Annotated in this window: 2 protein-coding genes; both read left to right on the top strand. The window is 44.3% G+C overall.

What is annotated here, in order from left to right:
- A partial coding sequence (locus tag Q0614_RS07300) for an AzlC family ABC transporter permease (protein ID WP_298787662.1) occupies window positions 1-543 on the top strand: 543 nt, incomplete at its 5' end.
- Complete coding sequence (locus Q0614_RS07295) at window positions 543-890, top strand: AzlD domain-containing protein (RefSeq protein WP_298787660.1); 348 nt, start codon at window positions 543-545, stop codon at window positions 888-890. The genes Q0614_RS07300 and Q0614_RS07295, both read left to right, overlap by 1 nt.
- Window positions 891-1,123 lie beyond the last annotated feature (233 nt).

Raw genomic sequence — 1,123 nt, 5'->3', positions numbered from 1 at the left:
TTGCTAAATTTTCGCCATTTTTTCTACACGATGTCGCTGCTTGAGGAACTGCGCTTCGTGCGTCATAAAATTTACGCCGTATACGCCCTTACAGATGAAACCTTTGCGCTGCTTAAAGCGCGCGCTTTTTTGCGCCCCGAGGAGCTTGGCGGCGAGCGACCCGTAACGCCGCAAAGACTAAAAGAGCTTGATCTGCTCTATAATCTAACGGCAATTTTAAATCAATCCTACTGGGTTGCGGGCGTCGTTACGGGGGCTGTTTTGGGGGCAAGCTTAAAGCTTGATTTTAGCGGGGTCGAGTTTAGCCTGACGGCGCTTTTTGCGATGCTAAGCTATGAGGTTTTTAAAGCAAATCCGCAGTACAAAGTGCTATTTCTGGGCTTTGCCTGCGCGTTTGCGGGGCTTTTTATCTTTCCTACAAAATACTTTTTATTCGGCACTCTGATTTTTGGCACTGCGGTTTTGTTGCTCTTTCGTAAATACTTCGAGCAACCTTCACGCACGGGACGCAGGCTGCGAAAATTCCTAAAAAGGAGCAGGTAGTGGAAATTTTGCCCTATATCTTTCTGGCCTCGCTAGCTACGATTTTGACGCGATTTTTGCCGCTGTTTCTTTTTAAGAAAAAGACCGCGAGTCCAAGCTTATCGTATCTGCAGAAAAACTCGGGCCTTTTGATAATGGTCGTTTTGACGATCTATGCGCTTAAGACGATGCTGCCCAGCTTTTCAGGCGAGCGGACTTTTAGCGCGGACGTGCTGCAAACGGCGGCGCTGCTACTTTGCCTGATTATGGCGTTTGTCGTGCATGCTAAATTCCGCAACTCGCTCGTTACGATAGCTCTTCCTACGCTAATATATATGGCGGCGCTACACTTTTTATTGAATTATTGATAAATTTATAAGTTAGTTTTCGATAAACTTCAAAAGTTAATTTTTAAGTTTAAAAAAGGTTAAAGTTTTATGAATTTTATCAGTCAAATGGTGCATAGCTTCGCCAAAAAATATGCCGCCGAAACTATGCAAAAATCCCTATACAACTCCCTTAGAATCGACATCACGCAGGAAAATATCGCCAAAATTCCAAACCCCGATAAAAAATATATGCTCTACATGCACGTGCCCTT

The organism is uncultured Campylobacter sp. (assembly GCF_937997595.1).
Classification (GTDB): domain Bacteria; phylum Campylobacterota; class Campylobacteria; order Campylobacterales; family Campylobacteraceae; genus Campylobacter_B.
Note: the sequence above shows the minus strand (reverse complement) of the source record. Positions and strands in the feature narration are given on the sequence as shown.